The sequence below is a fragment of the Ruegeria sp. AJ12 genome, from assembly GCF_056536245.1.
Genome location: NZ_JBQFJJ010000001.1, coordinates 339,807 through 361,167, shown reverse-complemented (window position 1 = coordinate 361,167; position 21,361 = coordinate 339,807). Strand labels below are relative to the sequence as shown.

Genomic DNA, 21,361 nt, shown 5'->3' with positions numbered 1-21,361 from the left:
CATGCTGATCGCCCTGATCGCCCGCGACAAGGATGGCGCCCTGCAAACCCGTTTGGACAATCGCGCGGCCCATCTGGCCTATATCGAGGAAACCGGCGCAGTGCTGCAGGCAGGCCCTCTGTTGAATGACGAAACGATGATAGGATCCCTGATCATACTGGACGTCGAGGATTTGACGGCGGCACAGGCCTGGGCCGAGAATGATCCATATGCGATGGCCGGGCTATTCGAGTCCGTTGAACTCATTCCGTGGAAAAGGGTCATTGGCTGATGGCATACTGGTTATTCAAATCCGAACCGTCGACCTGGAGCTGGGATCAACAGGTTGCAAAGGGTGACGCAGGTGAGGAATGGGACGGCGTCCGAAACTATCAGGCGCGCAACTTCATGCGTCAGATGGCGATCGGAGATCGCGGCTTTTTCTATCATTCGCAAAAGGACAAGGCGATTGTCGGGATCGTCGAGGTGTGCGCCGAGGCGCATCCCGACAGCACCACCGATGACGCGCGATGGGAATGCGTGGATATCAAGGCCGTGCGCCCATTCACGACCGCCGTAACGCTGGACCAGATCAAGGCGGACGAGCGTCTGGCGGATATGGTGCTGGTCAAGAACTCGCGGCTGTCAGTGCAACCGGTCGGCGATGCCGAGTGGCGGGTCATCTGCGGACTGGGTCAGACGCAGGCGGACTAGTGACCGGTCACCACCGCCTCATCCATGCTCAATCAGAACTTCGGCCACCTTTTGTTTGATCACGCATCCGTCGGTCGAGATGGCCGTGACTTTGCCTTTTACTGAGGGTGCGAACCCAAGCTGCGGAATATCGTGATCCTTGGGTGTCACGAACATATTGATCGTCTGGGGTGCGGGCCCCTGAGGTGCGCCCCGGGTCGGGGTCGGCACCGCGTCAGCCGAAGATCCTTCGGTAGCGATCCAAGAAAACCCTGTATAGAGCCATTGGTTGCCCGCCCCGCCCGAGTCGATCACAAACTGATGGGTGAGTGTACGGCCAACCTCGTGAAACAGGGCGTCGTTGATTGTATTCGCCGTGATGTTGATGACCTGATTGCTGGGCACGAAGAACAGGTGCTTGTCCTCATTGTCCTGATTTGAGGATTCCACGACGACATTTGTGGTGTCCAATTCCAGTGTTTCCCCGAACAGACCGCAACTGCCAACCGCAAACGGCCCAAAGGAAATGATCGCGGATTCGCCGGGGGCCAGGGCCGGCCCGCTTTGCGTCAACTCGACGATTGTATGGGTCGCCGGGTCGCCTTCGCTCCAACCGACGCTGGTGATATTACGCTGAAAGACCCATTGAATGACGGTTTCGGTGATCTGGTACCCCGCTGGAACAGGACTGCTGCCGGCATTGGTGATCTCATGCGAAATTGTAATCGCCGAGGTCCCTCTTGGCAGAACATCGACGGGCCCATTGATACCCAGCCCGTCCACTTCGATCTCGTTTGCGCCCGGCAAGTAGATCTTTGGCTCAACCCACATCAGATTGGCGCAGGCGCCAACCACGATGATCCCGAGAATGGCTGGAACAAATGGCTTTCTGAACATAATACGGTCCCCCTGCCGTGGTAAAAGCCACAAGATGTTAGCATTTTTTAGTCTATTTCCCAAATTACCGCAGTCATTTGCATACGCGGTGCGGCACTTCGGAAGGTCCGGAAATGAAAAGGGAAGGCCCCGACGATGCAGAACCTTCCCTACCCCGCGTGCTCCCTACTCACCACACACGTATAGAATATCCCGGTTCTGACCGTCCTGGTCACAGGTAGACGTTACCCGACAATCGACTGCCGGTTCAAACGCCAAGTCTATAAACTATAACTCAAATGCAAAACGCCCGCCGATGGTTCGACGGGCGCTGTTCAACAGTCGGGATCGGGATCAGCCGTAAACCGACTCTTTGCCAAAATGTTTGGTCAGCATGTAATACACGACGGCGCGGTACTTGTTGCGTTCAGACATGCCATAGGTTTCCATGGCTGTGTTGATCGCCGCCATCAGCTCGGGGCCGTCCGACAGGCCGAGTTTCTTGATCAGGAAGTTGTTCTTCACTGTCTCAAGTTCCCCTTCCTGACTGGATGCGACCGTTGATGCATCTGCGTCATAGATGGCCGGTCCACATCCGATCGTGACCTTGGTCAGCAGGTCCATATCGGGTTCCATGCCGCATTTGCCCTTCAGATCCTCGGCATACTTGGCGATCAAATCGTCGCGTTTTCCCATTAAACACTCTCCCTTTTTTGCAGTTCTGGCTGCGTTTTACTCAAATGCCTGAAAAGGTGCCGGCAGGTTAAACAGAAGAGAACGTCTGACAAAGGGAAAAATTCCAAGCATTCCCCGTAAGCAAAGGCCGGCCGGAACTGCGGTTGATTTTTTGTATCCTTTTATTTAACACTATTGTTAAATTATGGATTGAGGAGGTTGCCATGCCCGTTTCCCTGCCCAATGAAAGCCCCGCCTACAGAACCGCCCGCAACAAGCTGCTGACGGCAGAAGCGGAACTGCGAAGCCAGATCGAAGATGTTGCCAGTATGCGACGCGCGCTGCCCAAAGGGGGAACCGTTCCAACGAACTATGCGTTTCAGTCTTTGGATGGAGCACCGGCAGGGCTGTCATCCCTGTTCGGATCCCATGACACGCTGGCGGTTTATTCTCTTATGTATGGCCCCAACGCGGACCTGCCGTGCCCGATGTGTTCCGCTTTTCTCGATGGTCTGAACAGCCAGATCCCGCATCTTTCGCAAAAGATCGGTTTTGTTGTCGTGGCAGAGAACACACCTGAAAAGCTGAGTGATCTGAAAGAACGCATGGGCTGGGATAATCTGCCGCTCTACTCAGCCCTGCAGACCACTTACCAACGCGACTACCTGGCCGAAGCTGAGGATGGCAACCAGTTGCCCATTCTGAATGTCTTTCAACGGGATCAGGACGGCATTCACCATTTCTGGAGCTCCGAGCTGTTCTTTGAACCCAGCGACTGGCATCCCCGGCACATGGATGCGGCCTGGCCGCTCTGGAACATGCTGGATTTCACACCTGAGGGTCGGGGCGACTTTTTTCCGTCACTCCGCTGAACCACAGATTCTAACACAAAACGGCGACCGATCCGGCCGCCGTTTTGTGTTTTGAGTTTGTTGGAAATCAATACCGATAGTGTTCGGGCTTGAATGGGCCTTCGGGCTTTACACCGATGTAAGCGGCCTGTTCGCTGTCCATCTGGGTCAGTTTCACGCCAATGCGGTCCAGATGCAGCCGGGCCACTTTCTCATCCAGATGCTTGGGCAGGATGTAGACCTTGTTTTCGTACTCATCGCCCTTGGTGAACAGTTCGATCTGCGCCAGAACCTGGTTGGTAAAGGACGCCGACATCACGAAAGACGGGTGGCCGGTGGCGTTACCGAGGTTCAGCAGGCGACCCTCGGACAGCAGGATGATGCGGTTGCCCGAAGGCAGCTCGATCATATCCACCTGTTCCTTGATGTTGGTCCACTTGTGGTTCTTCAGGTTGGCCACCTGGATTTCATTGTCGAAATGACCGATGTTGCCAACGATGGCCATGTCCTTCATCGCGCGCATATGCTCGATGCGGATCACGTCCTTGTTGCCGGTGGTGGTGATGAAGATATCGGCGGTATCGACCACGTCTTCCAGAATCACAACCTCAAACCCGTCCATCGCGGCCTGCAGGGCACAGATCGGATCAACTTCGGTCACCTTCACGCGGGCACCGGCACCGCGCAGCGAGGCGGCTGAGCCTTTGCCCACGTCACCATACCCGCAGACCACGGCGACCTTACCCGCCAGCATGGTGTCGGTGGCGCGGCGGATGCCGTCGACCAGCGATTCCTTACAGCCGTATTTGTTGTCGAATTTGGACTTGGTAACGCTGTCATTCACATTGATCGCCGGGAACGGCAAATGGCCGTCTTTCACCAGCTGATACAAGCGGTTCACACCGGTCGTGGTTTCCTCGGACACGCCCTGAATCTGGTCACGCATCTTGGTGAACCAGCCCGGCGAAGCCGCCATACGCTTGGCGATCTGCTTCTTGATGACCTCTTCCTCTTCCGAGGACGGCACCGGGATGATGTCCTCGCCCGCTTCGGCCCGCGCGCCCAGCAGGATATACAGCGTTGCGTCGCCGCCATCGTCCAGGATCATGTTGGGGCCGTCTTCGAACAGGAAGGATTTGTCCAGGTAGTCCCAGTGCTCTTCCAGAGTCTGGCCCTTGATCGCGAAGACCGGAATGCCTGCCTCGGCAATCGCGGCGGCGGCGTGGTCCTGAGTCGAGAAGATGTTGCACGACGCCCAGCGCACATCCGCGCCCAGCGCGACCAGCGTCTCGATCAGGACAGCGGTCTGGATCGTCATATGCAGCGACCCGACGATGCGCGCACCGTTCAAAGGCTTGGTTTCGCCATATTCGGCGCGCAGGGCCATCAGGCCCGGCATTTCAGTTTCGGCGATATCCAGTTCCTTGCGGCCAAACCCGGCCAGCGAAATGTCCTTAACGATATAGTCCCCGGCCATCAGGTGCTCCACTCCGGTAAATCACAGTCCGGGCTGCCCCTAGCATCCCTTGGGGCAGGTGGCAACGAGGATGGCGGGAAACGAGGGATTCCGGCGTCAAAATCAGCTGGGCGTCCCCTCTGCTTTGATTTTGGGGATCGCTTCGAAAAAATCCGTGCCAACGGCGACAATACAGCTAATGCCGTTCGCGTGGGTCACCAGAACGGTGTAACTGCCCGTTTCCTTTGAGGTCCAGACCTCCATGACCGATTGCGCGCCGCGTGTTTTCTGCAAACCGCCAAAGGCCAGCTCTTCCGAGTAACCGTCCTGCAGTTTTGTGATCACATGCTCGCGCTGTGCACAATTCTGGGCAAAGGCGGGTGGTGCGGTTGCGGCCATTCCAAATGTCAGGGCAATAGCGAAAAGACGTTTGAACATAGCATGCTCCTTTCGATACGTGTTTCGGTTCGAGAGGGGCACACTGGGAGGAGTATGCACCCCCCTCAGTTCTTTATGTCGGGATCGAAACGCGCCGGTTCAAAGCACGAATGCTCAAGAAAAAGTTGGCAGCAAGTGATCCAGACAGGTACATCCTACCATAAAAACGCGGCATGAAAGTGTCCAACTTCACAAGGCATGGCATAATGGCAACACAACCCAGAGCATGGCAGAGAATGCTGTCCGGCCGCAGGCTGGACCTGCTGGATCCGACCCCGGTGGATATCGAGATCGAAGATATTGCGCATGGACTGGCATTTGTGGCGCGCTGGAACGGGCAGACACGCGGTGATTTCGCCTATTCCGTGGCCGAGCATTCCCTGCTGGTCGAAGAACTTTTTGGCCGGATTGCCCCAAAGGCCCCGGTGAAATGGCGGCTTGCGGCCTTGTTACACGATGCGCCGGAATATGTGATCGGCGACATGATCTCACCCGTCAAATCCGCAGTTGGCCCGGGATATGGCGCAATGGATGACCGTCTTGCCGCAGCAATCCACATCCGGTTCGGCCTGCCCGCCGAGATACCGAAAACGGTCAAAAGGCAGATCAAGAAGGCCGACAAGATCAGCGCGTGGATGGAGGCGACGCAGATCGCGGGGTTTTCCGAGGCCGAGGCGACGAAGTTCTTTGGTAGACCTGATCGCGCGGTGTTGGATGGGTTGGAGATTGCGTTGCGCCCGCCGGTTGCGGTGCGAGAGGCATATATGGCAAAGCATGAGGCGCTGATAGCATTGTTATAGAATGCCAAATTGACCTAATGGCCGCTCTGAGCCCAATTCGACTGTTTCCGCAGTCCAAACGAAGGTCCGTTATCGCTTCCCAGTATCAAAATAAGAGAGCTGAACCACTGTCAAACAGGAGTTTGGTCGCTGTCAGGGTCAGGAACGCATAGACGGCTTTGACGAAAACTTTTTGGTCAATGAATCTATGCAGGCGTACACCCAGGACCACCCCTACAAAGAGGGTGGGGGAAAGAACTGCACTTGTCTGAAGGCTGGCCAAGGAGAGCGTTCCGGTAGCACCATAGGCAAGCGTTTTCAGGAAGTTCAGGGAGAAAAAGAACATGGTGTTGGTCCCGACAAACCATGATTTTTCCAGCTGTTGTCGCAACAGATAGCCTTTCACCGGGGGGCCACCTGCATGGGCAATGAAACTGGAGAACCCTGAAAGAGCCGCCAACCCCCAAACAACAGGCTTGGGGGACGTCTCAAGGCGGCCTTTGTCAGGTCGGGAGATGAGGAATTGCAAGACGAAGAAGGCCGCCAACAACCCAATGAGAAGCCGAATGGTGTCAGCCTCGACGTATTGAAATGTCATGCTTCCGATGACGAGGCCCATCAGCGCCGCAGGAAGCAGGATGGCTATGATCCTGCGATTCCAAGTCCGGCGATAGCGCCAGACGATCAGGATATCCATTGCAAGCAAGATCGGCATCATCACCGCCGCCGCGAATTGCGGTGTTACAAAAAGCGACATCATCGGAACCGCCATGACGCCCAATCCACCGCCGAAACCGCTTTTGGAAAGGCCTGTCAGCAGTATTGAAAATGCAGCGACGGCGTAAAATGCGAACGTGTGGTCCATAACATTCCAAGGTTGGTGGTATCGACCAAAGGACTACCGCGTGGAGTTAAATCTTTGAAATGATCTTATATTACTCCATAAATCACTTATGAAGATTTCTATTGACCTCAACACCCTGCAGACTTTCGCCATGGTGGCCGATGAGCTTAGCTTTACCACCGTCGCTGAAAAGCAGCATACAGTTCAGTCAGCCATCAGCGCGCAGATTAAGAAGTTGGAAACGACACTGGGTCAGCGGCTGGTATCGCGTGGCCGGGGACAGAGCATGTTTCTGACCCCGGAAGGAGACGCGTTTTTAGTCTATGTCCGCCGTATCCTGTCGCTTTCCGCAGAAGCAGTTGAAACGGTGCAAACGACAAATGAACGGCAAATACTGCGACTGGGAACGACCGTCACCCTGGCCATGTCCATCGTTGCTGACGTCCTTGGAGCGTTTTCCCGTCAACGGCCGGATGTTCAGCTTCAGATTCAATGCGACCGCAGCGACCGGCTTTTGCAACGCCTTGAAGAAGGCGAGATTGATGTTGCCTTCATGATGGATCAGGGCCGTCACAGTCAGCGTAGATTTGTTCATTCATTGGGTTTGAGCTGGGTGTCCTCTCCCTTTTTCGAATTGCCGCAGAACGGACCGATCCCCTTGGCCTTCCTCACTGATGGCCGAGACCTGAGGCACTATGCGTTGAGGGCGTTGGATTTGGCCGGGTTGCGCGGACAAGTGTCCCATCTCAGCCCGCATCCGATTGGCGTCAGATCGCTCGTACAGGCAGGGCTGGCCCTAACCGTCATGCCCACTCAAACAATTGTGCCGCCCTTGATCCCTGCGGCGGACGCGTTGAAACTTCCCGCACTTTCTTCGGTTGCACTCTCCGCCTACCAAGGTTTACGCGAGGGTCTTAGTGGAGAAAAATTGCTGATCCAGCAACTCGACGCGGCTTGCAGACAACAACCATAGCAGTCACAAGGGCAATCGCAGCAAATGGCGGCTCAGTCCCGCTTAGCAGACATAACACGCATCCTCTGAAAAGAACCCGATTTCAGAGTGAGTGCAAATCGCTGATCCTTACCGCGGGCTGCGCTTTGCCAATATCCGCTGCAATGTCCGGCGGTGCATGTTCAGTCGACGGGCGGTCTCAGACACGTTCCGGTCACACAGCTCATAGACCCGCTGGATGTGTTCCCAGCGCACGCGGTCCGCACTCATGGGGTTTTCCGGTGGCGGGGGCAGTTCGTCGCCTTTGGCGAGCAGCGCGTTGGTGATGTCCGTGGCATCGGCAGGTTTGGACAGGTAATCCGTGGCACCGATCTTGACCGCTGCCACGGCGGTGGCAATCGCGCCGTACCCGGTCAGCACCACCACACGGCTGTCGGGGCGTTTTTCGCGCAGCACTTCGACAACGTCCAGGCCATTGCCATCCTCCAGCCGCAGATCAACCACGGCGTACGCAGGCGGTCTGGCGGTTGAAATGGCGCGGCCTGCAGCGACCGATCCTGCGGTCTCAACTTCGAAGCCGCGTTTCTCCATCGCTTTGGCCAGACGCCTCAGAAACGGCTCGTCATCATCCACCAACAGCAGCGATTTATCGGGGCCGATGTCGAGTTGAGAACTGTCCGCCATAGTCTTGTCTTTCTGCTATTTCATGCCTTTTGGCCTGCACATGAGTAATAGCAGCGCGGGTGTAAACGTCAAACCGATGTATCTTTTTTAGACCTGGTCCAGAAAGCAGCCGACCTTGTCCGCCATCTGTTCGGCGGTGTCGTCGCGTTTGAAGAATTCCAGAAACCCTTCTTCAGGTGTGACCAGATACGTAAAGGTGGAATGGTCCACCAGATAGTACTCATCGCTTTTGTCCTGCGCCTTGTAATAGGTCTTGTAGGCCTTGCTGGCCGCCCTGACCTGTTCAGGTGTTCCGGTCAGCGCGATCATGCGCTCGTGCAGGTTAAAGGCATAGTCGCCCACCACTTCGGGCGTATCCCGATCCGGGTCGACCGAGATGAAAAGCGGCGTTACGGATTTACCGCGTTCCGCAAGAATGTCGATGGCCTCGGCGTTGCGGGACATGTCGAACGGGCACACGTCCGGGCAGAAGGTGTAGCCGAAATAGACCAGCGTCGGCTCCGTGATCACATCTTTGTCCGTGACGGTTTCGCCTTGCGCATTCAGCAACTCAAACGGCCCGCCAATCGCAGCCGACCCGCCGGCAATCTGGCCCGACCGGCATTGCGCGTATTTGTCATCCGACCCGCCACCCGCGGTCAGCAGCCACATGGCCCCAAGTCCAACGGCAAGAACAACAGTTGCAAGTATGGCATAAACACGGATCATGGCGCTCATCCTGAGAAAGAGGGGATTATTGATCGTTTCCTCCGGGACACCTATCAACTTGATGGACCGGTTCAATAGGACATAATCGACCAATGACAGATTCCAACCACACCTTTTGGCGCGGACAGGAACGCAGCAGCTGGATCCGGTTGCGCACGCTGATCTTTCTGCGCTGGGTCGCCATTGTCGGTCAATTCACCGCCATTACCGTGGCTCAGCAATCCTATCACGTGCAGCTGGAACTGGGCCTGTGCTACCTGGCCATCGGCGTGTCGGTGATTGGCAATCTGACCGCAATCGTCATTTTCCCCCGAAACAAACGCCTGACCGAGTTCGAGAACTTCCTGATGATTCTCTTTGATCTGCTGCAACTGGCGTTTCTGCTGTATCTCACCGGTGGGCTGAACAACCCCTTTGCCTTGCTGCTGGTGGGTCCGGTGACGATCTCGGCCAACGTCATGAGCACGCGCTCGACCTTGATCGTTGGTGCTGTTGCGATTGTGCTGACGACCCTGCTGGCAGAGTTCCACCTGCCGCTGCGCACGGATCTCGGGCTGGTGCTGGAGATCCCCGATATCCTGCTGTTCGGGAACTGGGCCGCAATTGTCATCGCGATTGCCTTCATCGGCGCCTATTCGCACCGTGTCAGCTCCGAGGTCCAGTCAATGTCCGAGGCCCTTTCGGCAACTTATTTGGCGCTGGCACGCGAGCAGAAGCTGACAGATCTGGGCGGCGTTGTCGCTGCTGCAGCGCATGAACTGGGCACGCCGCTGGCCACGATCAAGCTGACAAGTTCGGAGCTGATCGAAGAGCTGGATGACCGGCCCGATCTAAAAGACGATGCCGCTCTGATCCGCGAACAGGCCAACCGGTGCAGGGACATTCTGCGCAACATGGGCCGGGCCGGCAAAGATGACCTGCATTTGCGGCAGGCACCGCTGTCGACTGTCGTTCACGAGGCCGCAGAACCGCATGTCGACCGGGGCAAGTCGGTCAATTTTTCGGAAGGCCCGGGTCAGGACGGGGATGTGCAACAACCGTCGATCCTGCGAAAACCCGAGATCATTCACGGTCTGCGCAACCTGATCCAGAATGCGGTGGATTTCGCCCGCGAGAATGTCTGGGTCGAGGCGGAATGGACGTCGGATCGGATCACCATCATCATCATGGATGACGGGCGCGGATTTCCATCGCAGATGATCGGCCGGATCGGGGATCCCTTTGTGCGCCGACGCCGCACCGAAACCGATCAGCGCACGCGGCCGGAATACGAAGGCATGGGTTTGGGTCTGTTCATCGCCAAAACCCTGCTGGAACGCAGCGGCGCCGAGCTGGACTTTGCCAATGGCTCGGACCCGTATCAACATCTGTCGGATCACCCGGCACCCAAGGGCGCAATTGTCAGAGTGTCATGGCCGCGAAACCTGATCGACGCACAAAAGGGCGATACGCCGGTGCCATCCGGCGTCAATCAGCACATCGAAGCGTAGATTAAGACACCGTTAACCAATCACCCGCATAGTTTAGCCCAGTTCCGTTCAGGCATGGGGTAGAATATGGCCGACTGGATTATTCTGGCCGCGATCAGCCTGGTTTCGTGCTGCTTCGCGATTCAATGGTTGGCACCACGGCGCGCACGACGCGACGATGGATACGGTCTGTTCTCACCCTCTTCCCTGTTCGACGCCGTTTTCCTGTTCGACGGAAACCGGCTGATCAGCCACTCTGACATTGCGCTTGCAGGATTTGAATGCGTTGGAAACTGGGACGATCTGCGGCGTCTTCTGCAGCGGGACTTCCCGACTTTCCCTGAAACGCCGGAAACAATCCGCGATCATGGAAATCTGGTCGTGTCCGCAATCGACTGTTCGGTCGAGCGCGAAGTGCTGTGTGAATGGATTGACGGCATCGTCCGCGTTCAACTGCGCGGATTGCCCAAAACGTCGAGCGCGGTTTTGCGCGATCCGAATGACCCCGTCCGGCTTGCCATGGATCAGGCACCCTACCCGGTGTGGCTGCTCGATCACAATACACGGGTCCGGTGGTGCAATGCCGCCTATGTCGCGCTGGTCCGGAAGGCGCGGGGCCAGGATACCGATCTGACGGACCCTCTGTTTCCAGCGATCCACGGCGAGGCGCGACCGAGCGGAAAGTCCCGCGTCTCGGTCGCCGTTGACGGCAGCCACAACAAGCTGTGGTTCGACCTGACACAGATTGAGCGCGAAGAGGGCCGTCTGTGCTATGCGGCCGACATCAACGCCATCGTTGAGGCCGAAACGGCCCAGCGCAAATTCGTTCAGACGATGACCAAGACATTTGCCCAATTGTCCATCGGGCTTGCGATATTCGACCGCAATCGCCAACTGGCCCTGTTCAATCCCGCGCTCATTGATCTGACCACCCTGCCCCCTGATTTTCTGAGCTGCCGACCCAGCCTGTCCAGCTTTTTCGACCAGTTGCGGGATCAGCATATGATGCCCGAACCCAAGAACTACCGCAGTTGGCGCCGTCAGATGAACGACCTGCTCGAGGCTGCTGAGGACGGCAACTATCAGGAGACGTGGTCTCTGCCGTCCGGTTCGGTTTATTCGGTCAGTGGCCGACCCCATCCCGATGGCGCAGTGGCTTTTCTGTTCGAAGACATAACGGCCGAGATCACCCTGACCCGTCGGTTTCGGTCAGAGATGGATCTGATGCAGTCCATCCTGGACAAGCTTGCCGATGCCATTGCCGTTTTCTCGGATGACGGGACACTGGCCCTGACAAACTATGCCTACCAGCAGTTGTGGGCCGATGCGAATGAGGTTGGGTTCGAAGCCGATTCCGTGATGGATGTCACGCGAAAATGGCAAGAACACTGCGTGGCCACGCCGGTCTTGGGTGAAATCCGCGACTTTGTGGAAATGCGGGACGACCGGACCGAATGGTCGGCGGATATTCAAATGCGCAACGGCACCTGTTTGGAGTGCACGATCACTCCAATGCAGAACGGCGCGACCATTGTCAGGTTTGCTGCGGACAAGAAATCCGTCGACACCGAAAGGATGCAGCAAATCAGCGCCTGAACCGGGTTGCAGCGGGCCGGAGGCAAGGCCATTGTGGCGCCATGACCAAGCCGCCCCTGACGATCACGTTGGAGTCCCCCGAGAAAACCGCCGCGTTTGCCGCGCGTCTGGCCGACCGCCTCGGGCCAGGAGATATCCTGCTGCTGGACGGCAAGATCGGCAGTGGAAAAACGCACTTTGCCCGTAGCCTTATCCAATCGCGAATGGCGGAGCCCGAAGATGTTCCTTCGCCAACCTTCACTCTGGTGCAAGCCTATGAAACACCGGCGGGCGAAATCTGGCATTGCGATCTCTACCGCCTCAGCTCGGCGGAGGAGATCGAAGAGCTGGGGCTGATTGAGGCCTTTGACAGCGCACTGTGCCTGGTGGAATGGCCCGATAAACTGGGCCCGCTGGCCCCGGCAACCGCATTGACCTTGAGGTTTCAGACCGACCCGGACGTGATGGACACCCGGCACCTGACCTTGTCCTGGTCCGACCCGAAATGGGCGCGGAAACTGGAGAACGCTGCATGACAAACCGGACGGTGCTGGCCGAGGCCCTGATTGCACAAACGCCCTGGGCAGGTGCGACCCGCGTGCCATTGGCCGGCGATGCCTCGAATCGCAGGTATGAGCGTCTGACCGATCCGGCCAGCGGCCACACCGCTGTTCTGATGGACGCCCCGCCGGATAAAGGCGAGGATGTCGAGCCTTTCGTGCGCGTGGCCCAATATCTGCGTTCGATTGGCCTGAGTGCGCCCGAGATTTACGCCAAGGACGCAGAGTTCGGGTTTCTGTTGCTCGAGGATCTGGGCGATGACCTGTTTGCGCGCATTCTGCAGCGCCACCCGGACATGGAGCGCGAACTCTACGCGGCGGCCACGGATGTCCTGGTACACCTGCATGACGCGCCGTCTTTGTCACTGCCATCCTATGATCCGGCCCTCATGACCGAGCTGTCCGCCCTGTCATTCACCAAATACGCGCAGGGTGTCTCTGGATCATACGACACGGATGCCCGCGATCGGTTTGAGCACCGGTTCTCCGACCTTCTGCACCGCGAAACTTCCGGCGTGAAAGTTGTGATCCAACGCGACTATCACGCCGAAAACCTGATCTGGTTGCCTGACCGCGACGGCGTTCGACGAGTCGGGTTGCTAGACTTCCAATCAGCAATGCTGGGGCACCCGGCCTATGATCTGATGTCATTGTTACAGGATGTGCGTCGGGCTGTTCCGGTCGGTATCGAAATGCAAATGATCGACCGCTACCTTACAGCCGCCGGAATGGACGACCATGACTTTCGCACCGCATATAACGTGCTGGGCGCACAGCGAAATCTGCGCATTCTGGGTGGGTTCGCACGGCTGGCCACCGACTACGGCAAGCCGCATTACGTCGATCTGATCCCGGCGGCCTGGACGCATCTGATGCGTGATCTGGAACATCCAGCACTGGTTTCCGTCGCAGAGCTGTTGCGCGATGCCCTGCCCGAACCCACGCCAGAGAACCTGGCGAAGCTGAGGGCGGCATGACCCAGTCGCCTGACGCTCTCATGCTGTTTGCAGCCGGGTTTGGCACCCGCATGGGCACGCTGACCAAGGATGTGCCGAAGCCGTTGATCAACGTGGCCGGAAAGCCGCTGATAGACCACGCGCTTGAGCATGTCGAAGCGCACGGCCCTCTGAAAGTCGTGGCCAACCTGCACTACCGCGCTAACCAGATGGAAGCACATTTGGCCCCCAAGGGCGTGGTGGTGTCCCGGGAAGAACCGGACATTCTGGAAACCGGTGGCGGGCTGCGCGCGGCGCTCCCCCTGCTCGGGTCCAACCCGGTTTTCACGATGAATTCAGATGCGATCTGGGCGGGCCCCAACCCTCTGACTTTGCTTCAAGACGCTTGGAGCCCACAGCGAATGGATGCGCTGTTGATGTGCATCCCGACAGATCGCACCCTTGGTCACGCAGGGCCGGGCGATTTCACCGCCGACAAAAACGGGCGGATCACGCGGGGACCCGGACTTGTTTATGGCGGGGCACAAATCCTCAAGACCGACGGCTTGAGCAGGTTTCCGGAAAAGGCGTTTTCGCTGAACCTGCTCTGGAACCGCATGCACGATCAGGGCCGCCTGTTTGCGTTGGAATACCCCGGGCGGTGGTGCGATGTCGGCAGGCCCGAGGGGATTGCGCTGGCCGAAGGGTTGTTGGCGGATGTTTGACCCAACCGCCCTGCCTCGCGTCTTTGCGGTTCCACCGGGCGTGGATTTTCCCAAGGCTCTGGTCGCGGGCTTGCGAGACCGCGTGTCGGGTCCACCCGAGGCGTTGGCGCGGGTTCATCTGGTGGTCAACACCCGCCGGATGGCCAGACGTGTGCGGGATCTGTTCGATCAGGGACCGCCGTGTCTGCTGCCCCGGCTCTCACTGATCACCGATCTCGGCGAGACAGCCGATCTGGCACAGATCCCGCCAGCCATCCCGCCGCTGCGCCGTCGGCTGGAGTTGACGCAGCTGATCGCAAAGCTTCTCGACCAGCAACCCGATCTGGCGGCCCGATCATCGCTGTTCGATCTGTCCGACAGCCTTGCTGCCTTGATGGATGAAATGCAGGGCGAAGGTGTGTCTCCGGACGCGATCCGCCAGCTGGATGTCAGCGATATGTCCGGACACTGGGCCCGCGCGCAGGCGTTCATCGGCATCACAGATCGTTTCGTCGGGACCAAGGCTGGCGCCATGGACGTGCAGGCCCGGCAACGGCATGTGGTCGAAAACCTGATCGCCCGCTGGCAAGTCACCCCGCCAGAACACCCGGTCATTCTGGCCGGTTCAACAGGCTCGCGCGGCACAACGCTGATGTTGATGCAGGCGGTTGCACGGCTGCCGAACGGGGCATTGGTCCTGCCGGGATACGATTTCGATCAACCAAGTCACGTGTGGCAAAATCTGGATGAGGCTCTGACATCCGAGGATCACCCGCAATACAGGTTCCGCAAGCTGATGCGCGAGCTGGAGCTTGCACCCGATCAGATTATACCATGGACGGATCACCAGGCGCCCTCACCGGCCCGTAACCGTTTGGTTTCATTAGCCTTACGCCCAGCGCCCATAACAGACGCGTGGATGACCGAAGGGCCTGACCTGACCGATCTTCACGGCGCGACCCAGGATCTGACCCTGATCGAGGCACAGTCTCCAAGGGCCGAGGCGCTGGCTATTGCGCTGCGCTTGCGGCAGGCCGCCGAGACCGGGCAGACCGCGGCTCTGATCACACCGGACCGGATGCTGACACGGCAGGTCAGCGCCGCATTGGACCGGTGGAACATCCTGCCCGATGACAGCGCTGGTCTGCCGCTGCAACTGTCGCCTCCGGGCCGATTCTTGCGTCATGTCGCGGGGCTTTTCACCCGTCGGCTGGATGGCGAGGCGCTGTTGACGCTGCTCAAACACCCGCTCTGCCACGATGGCGGAGACCGCGGGAGCCATCTGCTCCACACCCGCGATCTGGAGCTGGATCTGCGCCGGAACGGACCCCCCTTTCCGGACGCCGCCAGCCTGACCACCTTTGCAATCCGCAAGGATGCGCCCGAGGCATGGATTGAATGGCTGGTCGCACAGTTTTGCGACCGGCAGGTTACTGGTGCACGTCCGTTGGCCGAATGGGTTGAGGCCCTGCGTTCACTGGCCGAGGCGATATCGACCGGCAGTACAGGTGAGCCCGGAACACTCTGGGACAAGAATGCCGGTCAAAGCGCATTGGCCGTGATGACAGCGCTCGAGGCCGAAGCGCAGCATGGCGGCGTCATGACGGCCCTTGATTTTTCGGACCTGCTGGGCGCGTTGCTGACAGGTGAAGAGGTCCGCGATCGCGATGCGCCGCATCCGCATATCATGATCTGGGGCACATTGGAGGCCCGCGTTCAGGGCGCGGATCTTTTGATTCTGGGGGGCTTGAACGAAGGCAGCTGGCCCGAAGCCCCCGCCCCGGACCCCTGGTTGAACCGGCAGATGCGCGACAAGGCCGGGCTGTTGCTGCCGGAACGCCGGATCGGTCTGTCTGCGCATGATTTCCAGCAGGCCATCGGCGCGCCCGAGGTCTGGCTGACACGGGCCACCCGCTCGGACGACGCGGAAACCGTTCCGTCGCGTTGGCTGAATCGCCTGACAAATCTGCTCGGCGGCTTGCCGGAGCAAGGCGGCCCCGATGCGCTGACCGCAATGCGAACCCGCGGCCAGAACTGGCTCAACTGGTCCCAGACATTGGAGGACGCGCCTGAAATTGATGCCGCCCAGCGCCCATCCCCAAGACCGCCGATCGCGGCGCGGCCACGTCAACTGACCGTGACCGACATCAAGCGGCTGATCCGTGATCCCTACGCGATCTATGCGAAATACGTGTTAAGACTGAAACCCTTGGACCCGCTGGTACAGGCGCCTGATGCCCGGCTGCGCGGTATCGTCATCCACGAGGTTCTAGAGCAGTTTATCAAGGACAGCGTGCTCGACGCCGCCCTGCTGACCCGCGAAAACTTTCTGAAACGCGCCAACACATTGCTCGAGGAACATGTCGCATGGCCCACGGCGCGCAAGCTGTGGCTGGCGCGTCTGGACCGGATTGCGGATGATTTCCTGCGGGCTGAAATGACGCGCCGCAACGACGGCGGACCGGTCGCGTTCGAAGCGGCAATGCGCCTGGCACTGACCCCGCTTGACTTCACAATCACCGGTCGCGCGGACCGGATTGACCGGAACAGCCGGGGTGCCCTGCGGATCATCGACTATAAAACCGGCACGCCACCAACCAAAAACCAGCAGGCAAAGTTCGACAAACAGCTGCTGATCGAAGCCGCCGTGGCGGAACAAGGCGGCTTGGACGGGATCGACCCGGCCATGGTCGCAGAGGCGGTGTTTATCGGCATGGGCGGGACCTACAGGGAAGTCGCGGCCCCGTTGCCCGATGAACCGACCGACAAGGTGTTGGCGGAACTTAGGGAGCTCCTTTCAGCCTATTTAGAGCCTGATCAAGGCTTCTCCTCCCGCCGTATGTTGCATAAGGATACCGATCAGGGCGACTATGATCACCTGGCCCGGTTCGGCGAGTGGGATCGCACCGCCGACAGCCATCCCGAGGACCTGACATGAGCCCGCGCAACGATGCCACCGAGCGGCAGGTGCAGGCCGCGCGCCCGGATGCCTCGACCTGGCTGGCTGCCAATGCGGGGTCCGGTAAAACCCGGGTTCTGACCGACCGAGTGGCCCGCCTGCTGCTGGGCGGGGTGCAGCCCCAGCACATTCTCTGCCTGACCTATACCAAGGCCGCCGCCAGTGAGATGCAGAACCGGCTGTTCAAACGCCTTGGCGAATGGGCGATGCTGGACGACGATAAGTTGTTGGCCGAACTGACTGACTTGGGCGTACCCGGTGTCATCGACTCCACACATCTGGCTCAGGCGCGCACGCTGTTTGCCCGGGCAATCGAAACGCCCGGTGGGTTGAAGATACAGACGATCCACTCGTTCTGCGCATCCCTGCTGCGCCGGTTCCCTCTGGAGGCCGGTGTCAGCCCCCAATTTACCGAGATGGAAGACCGCGCCGCCGCCCTGCTGCGTGAGGAGATCATCGAGGATTTTGCCGAAGGACCACAGGCCGGTTTGATCGAGGATGTGGCGGGGTTTGTCACCGACACCGGCTTTGAAAAACTGACGGCAGCGGTGACGCAAAGGCGGGGCGGTTTTGCGCAATCTTTGGACGGGCCAAGTCTGCGGCGTCGTTTTGGATTGCCCGAAGGATTTGACGAGGACGCCCTGCTCGCGCAGGTCTTTCAGGGTGATGAAGTGGAGTTGGTGCAATCGATCCTGCCCGCGCTGACCGAAAGCGGCGGCAACAATGCCAAGGCGGCGGTGAAGCTCGCCGGGTTTGCAGAAGCCCGAATTAACGCCTTGCCGCTGTTGGAGAGCGTGTTGTTGACCGGCAAGGCTGCCCAAGAACCCTTCTCCGCCAAGATCGGCGGTTTCCCGACCAAAGCCCTGCGCGAAGGCGCATTGGCTGACCGGATGCCGCGGATCGAAGCGCTGATGACGCGGATCGAGGCCGCGCGCGAACAACGGCTGGCCCTGCATGCTGCGCAGAAAACCATGGTACTGCACCGCTTTGCTGCCGCCTTTCTTCCTGAATATGAGCGTCGCAAACAGCTGCGCGGTTGGCTCGATTTCGACGATCTGATCCTGCGCGCCCGTCAGGTACTGAACGATCCGGCGGTGGCGGAATGGGTTCTGTATCGTCTGGATGGCGGTATCGATCATATTCTGGTCGACGAAGCTCAGGATACCAGCCCGGATCAATGGGATGTGATCGAAAAGCTGGCCCGGGAATTCACCAGCGGGCAGGGGGCCCGCTCGGATGTTGAGCGCACCATCTTCGTCGTCGGTGACAAGAAACAGTCGATCTATTCCTTTCAGGGGGCCGACCCCCAGGCATTTGATCGGATGCAGGCTGAATTTGGGCGAAAACTGGCAGAATCAGACTCTAAGCTTGAGATTTCTGAGCTTGCGCATTCCTTTCGTTCCTCAAGCGCGATCCTTTCGTTGGTGAATATTCTGTTCGAAGACCATGCCGAGGCCGGGTTTCAGGACGAAGCGCTTCACATCGCTTTCAAAGACGGCCTACCCGGGCGGGTCGATCTGTGGCCCGTGGTTGAGAAGGTCGAGGACACAGAGGACGGCCACTGGACCGACCCGGTGGACCGGCCGGGCGCCCGGCATCACACGGTCATATTGGCTGAGCAAATCGCACAATCCATCAAGTCCATGATCGATCAGGGCGAGACGATCCCGGAGGATACAGACACGCCCGGCAGGTTCGCGCGGCGCAAGATACAGCCGGGTGACTTTCTGATCCTCGTTCAGCGGCGTTCCGATCTGTTTGCCGAGATCATCCGGGCGTGCAAAGCCCTGGGCCTTCCCATTGCAGGCGCCGACCGCCTGAAAGTGGGCGCGGAACTGGCCGTCAAAGACCTTGCCGCCCTGCTGAGTTTTCTGGCGACACCCGAGGACAGCCTGTCTCTGGCCACCGCCCTGAAATCTCCGCTGTTTGGGTGGTCTGAACAGCAGCTTTTTGATCTGGCCCACCGCCGGGATGAGCCGTTCTTGTGGGCAGCGCTGCGCAGGCGCGCCGAAGACTTCCCTGAAACACTGGCCGTGTTGAACGATTTGCGCGGACAAATCGACTTTCTGCGCCCGTACGACCTGATCGAACGTGTTCTCACCCGCCATGACGGGCGGCGCAAATTGCTTGGGCGGCTGGGAGCAGAGGCCGAAGACGGGATCAACGCGCTGCTGTCCCAGGCCCTTGCCTATGAACGGACGGATATTCCCAGTCTGACCGGGTTTCTGGTCTGGATGCAGACCGATGACCTGGAAATCAAACGGCAGATGAGCGGCGTCGGCAACATGATCCGTGTGATGACCGTGCATGGTGCCAAAGGGCTGGAATCGCCCATCGTCATCCTACCGGATACCGGCAAACGACAAGCACCACGCGATGCCGAAATCATGGTGGCAGACGGCGTGCCTGTGTGGAAAGTTCCGTCGGATACGTCTCCGCGACTGATTTCCAGTGCCCGCGACGAGGCGCGTCAAAAGGAAGAGAATGAGCGGCTGCGCCTATTGTATGTGGCTCTAACACGGGCCGAAAAGTGGTTGATTGTCGCGGCGGCGGGCGATGTCGGCACGGATGGGTCCAGTTGGTACCAGATGGTCGACGCTGCGATGGACCGCGCAGGGGCCGTGCAACTGCCCGGATCACAGGTCCGTCGGCTGTCTCACGGTGACTGGGATGGGTTGCCGTTGAAAGGGCGCCCACAGCCGTCGGGCGGTGTGGCGGATCTGCCGGAGTACTTTTGGCACCCCGCAAAAGAACCGGCGACCACCGCAGAGACCATTAGCCCGTCCGACTTGGGTGGGGCAAAAGCCTTGCCCGGCGATGCCGGACAAGATGAAGAGGTGGCCAAGCTACGCGGCACCCGTTTGCATCTGCTGCTGGAACATTTGCCTAACGCAAAGCCCGGCGACTGGCCGCAGCTTTGCGCTCGGGTTCTACCCGACATGCAAGATGCGGAACGGCAGGAATTGCTGGCAGAAGCATCCGGCGTTCTGACGGTTGAGCACTTGCAGCCCATTTTTGCCCCCGGCGCGTTGGCTGAGGTTCCTGTGTCGGCGGATCTGGACGGGCAGCGTCTGCACGGCGTCATTGACCGCCTGATCGTGACGGATACCGACATACAAGTGATTGATTTCAAATCGAATGCGACAGTTCCAGACCGGGCCGAAACCTGTCCGGACGGTCTGCTGCGGCAGATGGGAGCTTATGCGCAGGCGCTGTCCCAGATCTATCCGGACCGGGACATTCGCACTGCGATTTTGTGGACGCGAACCGCCGAGCTGATGTGGCTGCCACACGATCTTGTGACAGATGCGCTGGCCCACACCCAGATATCTTGACCTCACCCACAGCCGCACATACGTTCACTTCCCAAGCGCATCTCATTCAGGAGACAGAGAATGTCGACCGTAGCCGTCACCGACGAAACATTTGACGCCGAAGTCAAGAACTCGGATGTCCCAGTCGTAGTGGATTTCTGGGCCGAATGGTGCGGACCCTGTAAGCAGATTGGCCCCGCACTGGAAGAACTGGCAACCGAATACGGCGGGAAACTGAAGATCGCCAAGGTTGACGTGGACAGTAACCCCAACGCCGCCGCCGCGATGGGTGTACGTGGTATTCCGGCGCTGTTCATCTTCAAGGACGGTCAGGTGGTTTCGAACCGCGCCGGTGCTGCACCCAAGGCTGCCCTGCAGAGCTGGATTGACGAGTCGATCTGATCCGGGTTCTACCGAAGAAACCAAGGGCGTCCTGATCAGGGCGCCTTTTTTGTTTGATCGGTTGCAGTTTTCGGACGGCCGTAACACACCAAATCCGTCTACAAGGAAACACGCACGACCAAGACTCGAGTGAACGATACGTGACCGCGACCACTGCGGCCATCGAGGCGTGTCTACCGGATCAGAGCGGCAGGCATCGGCAACGCTGACAAAGAAAAAGCCGCTCGGAAATCCGGGCGGCCGTTCCAAATCGTGGATCCGGGTGGGATCAGAGTTTTGCGATATCCGCGCGCACCAGGCCGATATCTTCCAGCTGGGCGTCTGTCAGACCCGACAGGATCTTGCGGGTTTTGCGGGTTTCGTTCCATACGACGGCATCGTCGAAGGTTTTGATAAACGCGTCCACTACGTGCAGGATGGTAGCTGCTCCGAGCGGCGCATGGATATTTGCAGTGGTTGCCATTTGCGCAGTCCTTGGATTTGAAACAGCCGACCCCTTGTCGGTTGT

Annotated in this window: 21 protein-coding genes; 13 read left to right on the top strand and 8 right to left on the bottom strand. The window is 58.8% G+C overall.

Annotated elements, in window-relative coordinates; translation table 11 throughout:
* Nucleotide 1 precedes the first annotated feature (1 nt).
* Together ACR3E0_RS01815 and ACR3E0_RS01810 are read left to right on the top strand one after the other, a co-directional pair.
* Complete coding sequence (locus tag ACR3E0_RS01815; protein WP_480475615.1) at nt 2–271, top strand: YciI family protein; 270 nt, start codon at nt 2–4, stop codon at nt 269–271.
* On the top strand, nt 271–693 hold the full coding sequence (locus ACR3E0_RS01810) for an EVE domain-containing protein (RefSeq protein ID WP_480475613.1): 423 nt from the start codon (nt 271–273) through the stop codon (nt 691–693). The genes ACR3E0_RS01815 and ACR3E0_RS01810 overlap by 1 nt, the downstream gene beginning before the upstream one ends.
* Before the next feature lie 18 nt (nt 694–711).
* Here ACR3E0_RS01810 and ACR3E0_RS01805 read toward each other — a convergent pair whose 3' ends face one another.
* Nucleotides 712–1,569, bottom strand: a complete 858-nt coding sequence (locus tag ACR3E0_RS01805) for a hypothetical protein (RefSeq protein ID WP_480475611.1) — start codon at nt 1,567–1,569, stop codon at nt 712–714.
* 333 nt (nt 1,570–1,902) lie between these two features.
* Entirely contained in the window at nt 1,903–2,244 is a 342-nt protein-coding gene (locus ACR3E0_RS01800; protein WP_480475609.1) for a DUF2853 family protein, read from the bottom strand.
* 203 nt (nt 2,245–2,447) lie between these two features.
* On the opposite strand from ACR3E0_RS01800, the gene ACR3E0_RS01795 reads away from it, so the two are divergent.
* Nucleotides 2,448–3,095, top strand: a complete 648-nt coding sequence (locus tag ACR3E0_RS01795; RefSeq protein ID WP_480475607.1) for a DUF899 family protein — start codon at nt 2,448–2,450, stop codon at nt 3,093–3,095.
* A gap of 67 nt (nt 3,096–3,162) precedes the next feature.
* On the opposite strand, the gene ahcY is transcribed toward ACR3E0_RS01795, so the two are convergent.
* Both ahcY and ACR3E0_RS01785 read right to left on the bottom strand, forming a co-directional pair.
* Nucleotides 3,163–4,551, bottom strand: a complete 1,389-nt coding sequence (gene ahcY / locus ACR3E0_RS01790) for an adenosylhomocysteinase (protein WP_480475605.1) — start codon at nt 4,549–4,551, stop codon at nt 3,163–3,165.
* 102 nt (nt 4,552–4,653) lie between these two features.
* The gene (locus ACR3E0_RS01785) at nt 4,654–4,968 is read right to left on the bottom strand and encodes a hypothetical protein (RefSeq protein ID WP_480475604.1); all 315 of its coding nucleotides are present in this window, start codon (nt 4,966–4,968) and stop codon (nt 4,654–4,656) included.
* A 206-nt stretch (nt 4,969–5,174) separates the two neighbouring features.
* Here ACR3E0_RS01785 and ACR3E0_RS01780 point away from each other — a divergent pair, with 206 nt between their 5' ends.
* Nucleotides 5,175–5,768 (top strand): HD domain-containing protein, encoded by a 594-nt coding sequence (locus tag ACR3E0_RS01780; RefSeq protein ID WP_480475602.1) that lies wholly within the window; start codon nt 5,175–5,177, stop codon nt 5,766–5,768.
* Between the two features lie 85 nt (nt 5,769–5,853).
* Here ACR3E0_RS01780 and ACR3E0_RS01775 read toward each other — a convergent pair whose 3' ends face one another.
* Nucleotides 5,854–6,612: a sulfite exporter TauE/SafE family protein gene (locus ACR3E0_RS01775; protein ID WP_480475600.1), complete on the bottom strand. Its 759-nt coding sequence runs from the start codon at nt 6,610–6,612 to the stop codon at nt 5,854–5,856.
* Between the two features lie 88 nt (nt 6,613–6,700).
* On the opposite strand from ACR3E0_RS01775, the gene ACR3E0_RS01770 reads away from it, so the two are divergent.
* Nucleotides 6,701–7,564 (top strand): LysR family transcriptional regulator, encoded by an 864-nt coding sequence (locus ACR3E0_RS01770; protein ID WP_480475598.1) that lies wholly within the window; start codon nt 6,701–6,703, stop codon nt 7,562–7,564.
* A gap of 108 nt (nt 7,565–7,672) precedes the next feature.
* On the opposite strand, the gene ACR3E0_RS01765 is transcribed toward ACR3E0_RS01770, so the two are convergent.
* Nucleotides 7,673–8,227: an ActR/PrrA/RegA family redox response regulator transcription factor gene (locus tag ACR3E0_RS01765; protein WP_050604676.1), complete on the bottom strand. Its 555-nt coding sequence runs from the start codon at nt 8,225–8,227 to the stop codon at nt 7,673–7,675.
* 87 nt (nt 8,228–8,314) lie between these two features.
* Complete coding sequence (locus tag ACR3E0_RS01760) at nt 8,315–8,935, bottom strand: SCO family protein (protein WP_480475596.1); 621 nt, start codon at nt 8,933–8,935, stop codon at nt 8,315–8,317.
* A gap of 92 nt (nt 8,936–9,027) precedes the next feature.
* Between ACR3E0_RS01760 and regB the strand changes: the two genes are divergently transcribed.
* From regB to trxA, 8 genes are all read left to right on the top strand, one after another.
* Nucleotides 9,028–10,425 (top strand): sensor histidine kinase RegB, encoded by a 1,398-nt coding sequence (gene regB, locus ACR3E0_RS01755; RefSeq protein ID WP_480475594.1) that lies wholly within the window; start codon nt 9,028–9,030, stop codon nt 10,423–10,425.
* Nucleotides 10,426–10,491: 66 nt separating this feature from the next.
* Complete coding sequence (locus ACR3E0_RS01750; protein ID WP_480475592.1) at nt 10,492–12,000, top strand: PAS-domain containing protein; 1,509 nt, start codon at nt 10,492–10,494, stop codon at nt 11,998–12,000.
* A gap of 41 nt (nt 12,001–12,041) precedes the next feature.
* Complete coding sequence (gene tsaE, locus ACR3E0_RS01745) at nt 12,042–12,515, top strand: tRNA (adenosine(37)-N6)-threonylcarbamoyltransferase complex ATPase subunit type 1 TsaE (RefSeq protein WP_480475590.1); 474 nt, start codon at nt 12,042–12,044, stop codon at nt 12,513–12,515.
* Nucleotides 12,512–13,516 carry an aminoglycoside phosphotransferase family protein gene (locus ACR3E0_RS01740; protein ID WP_480475588.1) on the top strand — a complete coding sequence of 335 codons (1,005 nt, stop codon included), beginning with the start codon at nt 12,512–12,514 and terminating at the stop codon, nt 13,514–13,516. The genes tsaE and ACR3E0_RS01740 overlap by 4 nt, the downstream gene beginning before the upstream one ends.
* Nucleotides 13,513–14,199 (top strand): nucleotidyltransferase family protein, encoded by a 687-nt coding sequence (locus ACR3E0_RS01735; RefSeq protein ID WP_480475586.1) that lies wholly within the window; start codon nt 13,513–13,515, stop codon nt 14,197–14,199. Before ACR3E0_RS01740 ends, ACR3E0_RS01735 begins: the two co-directional genes overlap by 4 nt.
* Nucleotides 14,192–17,116: a double-strand break repair protein AddB gene (addB, locus tag ACR3E0_RS01730; protein WP_480475584.1), complete on the top strand. Its 2,925-nt coding sequence runs from the start codon at nt 14,192–14,194 to the stop codon at nt 17,114–17,116. Before ACR3E0_RS01735 ends, addB begins: the two co-directional genes overlap by 8 nt.
* Entirely contained in the window at nt 17,113–20,472 is a 3,360-nt protein-coding gene (gene addA / locus ACR3E0_RS01725) for a double-strand break repair helicase AddA (protein ID WP_480475582.1), read from the top strand. The genes addB and addA overlap by 4 nt, the downstream gene beginning before the upstream one ends.
* A 60-nt stretch (nt 20,473–20,532) precedes the next feature.
* Entirely contained in the window at nt 20,533–20,853 is a 321-nt protein-coding gene (trxA, locus tag ACR3E0_RS01720) for a thioredoxin (protein ID WP_480475580.1), read from the top strand.
* A 268-nt stretch (nt 20,854–21,121) separates the two neighbouring features.
* On the opposite strand, the gene ACR3E0_RS01715 is transcribed toward trxA, so the two are convergent.
* Entirely contained in the window at nt 21,122–21,316 is a 195-nt protein-coding gene (locus ACR3E0_RS01715; RefSeq protein ID WP_480475578.1) for a DUF1127 domain-containing protein, read from the bottom strand.
* Nucleotides 21,317–21,361 lie beyond the last annotated feature (45 nt).